Source organism: Mesorhizobium sp. M7A.F.Ca.ET.027.03.2.1 (assembly GCF_003999175.1).
Taxonomy (GTDB): domain Bacteria; phylum Pseudomonadota; class Alphaproteobacteria; order Rhizobiales; family Rhizobiaceae; genus Mesorhizobium.
This window is the reverse complement of sequence record NZ_RZOM01000281.1, coordinates 1-6,226: the sequence shown is the minus strand read 5'-3', so window position 1 is coordinate 6,226 and position 6,226 is coordinate 1. Positions and strand designations below refer to the sequence as shown.

Annotated in this window: 7 protein-coding genes; 2 read left to right on the top strand and 5 right to left on the bottom strand. The window is 61.1% G+C overall.

The window, feature by feature from the left end; translation table 11 throughout:
* Positions 1–18: 18 nt before the first annotated feature.
* A complete protein-coding gene (locus EN750_RS14505) occupies positions 19–387 on the bottom strand; it encodes a four helix bundle protein (protein ID WP_127396817.1) in 369 nt (122 codons plus the stop codon).
* 69 nt (positions 388–456) lie between these two features.
* Complete coding sequence (locus EN750_RS14500) at positions 457–1,893, bottom strand: glutamine synthetase family protein (protein ID WP_164749124.1); 1,437 nt, start codon at positions 1,891–1,893, stop codon at positions 457–459.
* 164 nt (positions 1,894–2,057) lie between these two features.
* On the opposite strand from EN750_RS14500, the gene EN750_RS14495 reads away from it, so the two are divergent.
* On the top strand, positions 2,058–2,774 hold the full coding sequence (locus EN750_RS14495; RefSeq protein WP_127272725.1) for an HAD family hydrolase: 717 nt from the start codon (positions 2,058–2,060) through the stop codon (positions 2,772–2,774).
* A gap of 66 nt (positions 2,775–2,840) precedes the next feature.
* On the opposite strand, the gene EN750_RS14490 is transcribed toward EN750_RS14495, so the two are convergent.
* The 3 genes from EN750_RS14490 to aceA all read right to left on the bottom strand — a co-directional run bounded on the left by EN750_RS14490 (position 2,841) and on the right by aceA (position 5,114).
* Positions 2,841–3,248: a response regulator gene (locus EN750_RS14490; protein ID WP_245482708.1), complete on the bottom strand. Its 408-nt coding sequence runs from the start codon at positions 3,246–3,248 to the stop codon at positions 2,841–2,843.
* A gap of 276 nt (positions 3,249–3,524) precedes the next feature.
* On the bottom strand, positions 3,525–3,767 hold the full coding sequence (locus tag EN750_RS14485) for a hypothetical protein (RefSeq protein WP_006202762.1): 243 nt from the start codon (positions 3,765–3,767) through the stop codon (positions 3,525–3,527).
* A gap of 57 nt (positions 3,768–3,824) precedes the next feature.
* Entirely contained in the window at positions 3,825–5,114 is a 1,290-nt protein-coding gene (aceA, locus tag EN750_RS14480; protein WP_127268366.1) for an isocitrate lyase, read from the bottom strand.
* A 228-nt stretch (positions 5,115–5,342) separates the two neighbouring features.
* On the opposite strand from aceA, the gene EN750_RS14475 reads away from it, so the two are divergent.
* Positions 5,343–6,226: helix-turn-helix transcriptional regulator (locus EN750_RS14475; protein ID WP_145967651.1), on the top strand; the 884-nt coding region annotated here is incomplete at its 3' end.

Here is a 6,226-nt window from a genome sequence, read left to right as displayed (position 1 = left end):
GTAGGGGAGTAGGGGAGGCTATTCGGCTGCAAGTTTACGGATGAGAAGCCGAAGAAGCTTTCCCACACTTTCGGTACTCGCCAACAATGGGCCGGACGTCGCTTTCGGCGCGATGCCAATACGTTCAGCAATCAGAAGCTGAGTTTCCAGCTCCTTCAATGATCCTTGGGCAATACGGAGAAATTGCAGATAGGAGCCTCGAATTTCCCTGCCATACCCATCGGCTATGTTTGCCGGCACCGACGTTGCAGAGCGCCGCACTTGGCTGGTCAGCCCATAAAGTTCTTCTTTGGGCCAGGATTTAGTAGCACTGTAGACCGCCACCGCAAGATCCACCGCCTGCTCCCAAACAAGCAAGTCCTTGTAGGACCCTGTTTTTTCGGTCATCCGTCCCTACTCCCCTACTCCCCTACTCCCCTACTCCCCTACTGCCCTACTGCCCTATTCCCCTATTCCCTACACATTCAGCAACAAATACTCCCGCTCCCACGGGCTGATCACTTCCATGAAGGTCTCGAACTCCGCCCGCTTGATCGCCGCATAGGTGGCGGCGAAGGACTTGCCCAGATGCGCGCAGAGTTCCTCGTCGCCCTCGAACAGGTCGACGGCTTCGAGCAGGCCGCGCGGCAGGTCGATTTCGTCGGCATTGGCTGTGGTCAGCACGGGAGGCTCGGCCTTGATCTTGTTGGTGATGCCGATCAGCCCGCAGGCAAGCGATGCCGCCAGCGCCAGATAGGGGTTGGCATCGGAGGACGGGATGCGGTTTTCGACGCGCCGCGCCGCGGGATCCGAGCGCGGCACACGAAACGCCGTGGTGCGGTTGTCATAGCCCCATTTGTTGTTGACCGGCGCCGACGCCGCCTGCGTCAGCCGGCGGTAAGAATTGACATAGGGCGCGAACATCACAAGTGCGTTCGGCACATGCTTCTGCATGCCGCCGATGAAGTGGAAAAAGTCGTCGGTTTCCGAGCCGTCAGCGGCCGAAAAGATGTTCCGTCCGGTCTTCTTGTCGATGATCGACTGATGGATGTGCATGGCGGAGCCGGGTTGCCCCTGGATCGGTTTGGCCATGAAGGTGGCATAGATCTCGTGCTTGAGTGCTGCCTCGCGAATGGTGCGCTTGAACATGAACACCTGGTCGGCCAGTTCGATCGGGTCGCCGTGGCGCAGGTTGATCTCCAACTGCCCGGCGCCCTCCTCGTGGATCAGCGTATCGATCTCCAGGCCCTGGCTTTCGGAGAAATGGTAGATGTCGTCGATCAGTTCGTCGAATTCGTTGACGCCGGCGATCGAATAGCCGGCGCCGCCGCCGATCGCGCGTCCCGACCGGCCGACAGGCGGGGTCAGCGGATAGTCCGGATCGGGATTCTTGCGCACCAGGTAGAACTCGATCTCGGGCGCCACCACTGGCTTCAGGCCGAGCTTGTCATAGGCAGCCACCACACGCTTCAACACGTTGCGCGGCGTGAACTCGACCGAGCGTCCGTCCTGGTGGACGAGATCGCAGATGACCGCGGCCGTCGGGTCTTCTTCCCAGGGCACCACCGTCAGCGTCGACAGGTCCGGCATCAGTTTGAGGTCGCCGTCGTCTTCCGGATAGTGGAAGCCGTTGCCATCCTCGGGGTAGCCGCCGGAAATCGTCGTCATGAAGACTGCCGACGGCAGCGCCAGCGAGGTGTTGGAGGTGAATTTCTTCGATGGCATCATTTTGCCACGCGCAACGCCTGCTTGATCGGGCGTGATGCACTCGATGTCCTCGATGCCGCGCCACTCCAGCCAGGCGCTGACTTCCTTCCAGTTCTTGACGCCTCGTTGGTTTTTCACGAAGGCAGGCGTGCGGGCGCGTCCTCCGCGGCTCGACGGACGGACTTCCTTTTTTGCAGGCGGCATCATTCACCAGATTGGGTTGCGGATTGTGGAGTATAGCCGTGCCCTCCTATGGAAGGGAAGGGGAGCCGCGTCGGGCATTGGCCGGCGCGGTTGAAAATCACGCCAATCGGCTTAGTTTCGGCCGTCCCACTTCAACCGAGGCTCCCAAATCTTAATCGAGAAATTGAATGCGGCCCAACGGCAAACTGACGACGATCGGATTCGATGCCGACGACACGCTGTGGCAGAACGAGCAGTTCTTCCGGCTGACGGAAAAGCGCTTTGCCGCCATGCTCGTCGACCATGGCGAAGCCGAGCATATCTCGGCACGATTGCTGGAGGCCGAAAGGCGCAACCTCGCCGTCTATGGCTTCGGCATCAAGGGATTTACCCTGTCGATGATCGAGACGGCGATCGAGGTCACGCAAGGCCGCGTGCCGGCTTCGGTCATAGCGGAGATTCTCGATGCCGGCCGCGAAATGCTGAACCATCCGATCGAGGCCTTGCCGCATGCCCGCGAGACGGTCGAAAAGCTTGCCGGCGCATTCCGCCTCGTGCTGATCACCAAGGGCGACCTCTTCGATCAGGAGCGCAAGCTGGCTGGCTCTGGCCTTGGCGATCTGTTCGACGCGGTCGAGATCGTCAGCGACAAGAATGCCGCCACCTATAGCAGGATCTTCAGCCGCCACGGCGATGGTGCCGCGAAAAGCATGATGGTCGGCAACTCGCTGAAGTCGGACGTGGTGCCGGCCATCGAGGCCGGCGGTTGGGGCGTCCACGTGCCGCATGAACTGACCTGGGTGCTGGAGCATGTCGAGGCGCCGGTGGCTGAAACGAGATACCGCCAGATATCCGATCTCGGACAACTGCCCGGACTGATCGAAAGCATCGTGAATGCAGGTTGATCACAGGATCCAGCTGTTTGTTTTCTGATTCCCGGACGGAAACTCCGCGCACTTTTTCTGGCTGCTCTAGCGGCCGATCAGGCGATCGATCACCGGTTGCAACCGTTCGGGCGTGATCGGCTTGGCGACCACCACGTCGATGATACCAGACAGGCCCAGACTTTCCGTCGTGCCGTTCTTGGTTGACAGCAGGATTACCGGTGGCAGCGATTTGCCCGAGGCGCGGCGCAACGCGTCGATGCTGGACATCAGATTGTCGCAGTCCTTGTTGTCGGCGCCGCCGTCAAGGACAACCACACCGGGAATGAGCGACCGCAAGATCCTTGCCGCCGTGTCGGGAGATTCCGAAATCGGCTTGAGCCCGGATCGCTCGACGATCTTTGAAATCACCACGCGATTGATGGGCGATTTCCCGACGACAAGCACCTGCGACGGATCGCGGATCGCCTCGGTGGTTGAGTCGCGGGTCACCAGATTCGGATGTCTTGGAGTCTCGCCTTCGCGATTCACCGGGCACACAAGTCGGCCAAGAAGCTCGCCCCTATTTCAATGCAGAGTTGAATCCGGAGCGCAATTGGCGTGAGATCGTAGCCTGTGTCAAGTTGAAATAAAAGTGCCCGAAATCATCGCCGGGAGCAGTGAATTTCAAGCAACGCTACTGTACTCAACTGTCCACACGTGGATTTCATAAAGAGAAAATTCACCTGCGCAGGGGCTGCGCAGGTGAAGGGTCGGTTGCATGGATTTCAGTCAGCCGTGGCTCTGCTGCGTGACGATAACCGGGATCAGCAGATCGCCCCAGTTGCCGTCGCCGCCGTGATGTCGTGCCGAGCGCACGAGTTCCACCGAGACGCCCGCCTCGACCGCCTTCATCACCGACTGGTTGAGGCGGTGCAGGTCGTTGGCCAGCATGCGGATCGTCGCCTGCTGGTCGACACTCATCGTCGTCGACTGTTCCTCGGCGCGTTCCTTGACGCGGCTTATCGATGCCATTGGTCTTCTCCTGTGTTCCCAGCCCTGTTGGGCGTTTCCTCTGTACTTTGCTGCTCGCTATTCCGCGGCCGGTTTGAACTGCGCGTGCTCGGTCGATTCATGCATGGCGGTGGTCGATGACTGGCCGCCGGTGATCGCCATCGACACGGCGTCGAAATAGCCGGTGCCGACTTCGCGCTGATGTTTGGTCGCGGTGTAGCCATCGGCCTCGGCCGCGAACTCCGCTTCCTGCAACTCGGAATAGGCCGCCATCTGCCGCGCCTTGTAGCCGCGCGCCAGTTCGAACATGCCGTAGTTGAGCTGGTGGAAGCCGGCGAGCGTGATGAACTGGAACTTGTAGCCCATCGCGCCGAGCTCCTTCTGGAACCTGGCGATCGTCGCGTCGTCGAGGTTCTTCTTCCAGTTGAACGAGGGCGAGCAATTGTAGGCGAGCAGCTTGTCGGGATGATGCTTGCGCACGCCCTCGGCGAATTTCCTGGCCTGCGTCAGGTCCGGCTTCGAGGTCTCGCACCAGATCAGATCCGCGTAAGGCGCATAGGCGATGGCGCGGGCGATGCAGGGCTCGATGCCGTTCCTGACATGGTAGAAGCCTTCCACCGTGCGCCCGGCGTCGTAGTCGACGAAAGGCTGGTCGCGTTCGTCGATGTCGGAGGTGAGCAGCTTGGCGGCTTCCGCATCGGTGCGCGCGACGACCAGGGTCGGCGTGCCCATCACGTCCGCCGCCAGGCGCGCGGCGTTGAGGTTGCGGATGTGCGCCGCGGTCGGGATCAGCACCTTGCCGCCGAGATGGCCGCATTTCTTTTCCGACGCCAACTGGTCCTCATAATGGACGCCGGCGGCGCCCGCCTCGATGAAGGCCTTCATGATTTCGAAGGCGTTGAGCGGTCCGCCGAAACCGGCTTCCGCGTCGGCGACGATCGGCGCGAACCATGTCTCGACGGAAAGCCCGTTGCCTTCGGACGTTTCGATCTGGTCGGCGCGCTGCAGCGTCCGGTTGATGCGCTTGACCAGTTCGGGCGCTGCATTGGCCGGATAGAGCGACTGGTCCGGATACATCGCGCCAGCCGTGTTGGCGTCGGCGGCAACCTGCCAGCCCGACAGGTAGATCGCTTTCAGTCCGGCGCGCACCTGCTGCATCGCCTGATTGCCGGACATGGCACCGAGCGCGTTGACGAAGTCCTCCTCATGGATGAGCTTCCACAGCCGGTTGGCACCCATTTCGGCGAGGCTCTGACGGATCTGCACCGAACCGCGCAGACGCTTCACATCCGCCGCGGAGTAGGGCCGTTCGATACCGTCGAAACGACCTTCCGGGGCCGATGGGACGAGGTTGTAAAAATCAGTCATTGGTCACTCCGAGGAATTGCTGAACTGTCTCAAGGCGTCGAGAATTTGGGGTCGTTGGGTATGACTGGATTTACATTTCTGCGCGAAATCAGCCACAAAAATCCGGGGAGCCGACGGAATATAAGAGAAAACCTGTGTTGCGTTTGACAGAGGTGCGTTGTAAATTTGTCATTATTGTAAAAGGCCAGAGCCCAGAAAGTTCTTGTAAATTGCTGTAAAGGACAGTCCGTGGCTGACCAGAAGATCTTCGCCGGGCCGCGCATCCGCCGCATCCGCAATGCCAAGGGCCTGACCCAGACGGCGATGGCCGAGGGCCTCGGCATTTCACCGTCCTATCTCAATCTGATCGAGCGCAACCAGCGGCCGCTGACGGTGCAGCTGATCCTCAGACTGGCCTCCGTCTACAAGGTCGATCCACACGAGCTGCAGGGCGAGGCGAGGGGATCTGTCGCTGCCTTGAAGGAAGTGTTCACCGATCCCCTGCTGGTCGGCGAGTTGCCGGGTGATCAGGAACTGATCGAGCTTGCCGAGGCCGCGCCCAACGCGTCTGCGGCGGTGATAAAACTGTTCCGCGCCTATCGCGAGCAGGCCGAGCGCCTGTCCGACCTCAACGAACTGTTGGCGCGCGAAGGTCGGGCGACGGCGCTTTCCGGCGCCCCCCTGCCGATCGACGAGGTGCACGAGATTCTCGAGCGCCGGCCGAACCATTTCGCTGCCCTCGAGGAGGAGGCCGCGGCGTTCACCTCGGTGCTCGATCCCGGCGACGATCTGTTCGGCGCGCTGAAGGCCTGGCTGAAGCGAGAATATGGCATCGTCGTCAAGGTGCTGCCGGTCGCCACCATGCCTAACTGGCGCCGCCGTTATGATCGTCATTCGCAGCGCCTGTTCCTGTCCGAACGCCTGTCGCCGTTCGACCAGTTGCGCGAAGTCGCGATGGAGGCCTGCCTGATCCGCATGACGGTCGCGGTCGCCGGCGAGATCCAGGCGCTCAAGCTGAGCACCGACGAGGCGCGCCGCCTGGCCCGCTTCGAACTTGGCCGTTATGCGGCGCATGCGCTGATGATGCCCTATCAGGCCTTTCACGCGGCTGCCGTGCGCGCCCGCTATGACAT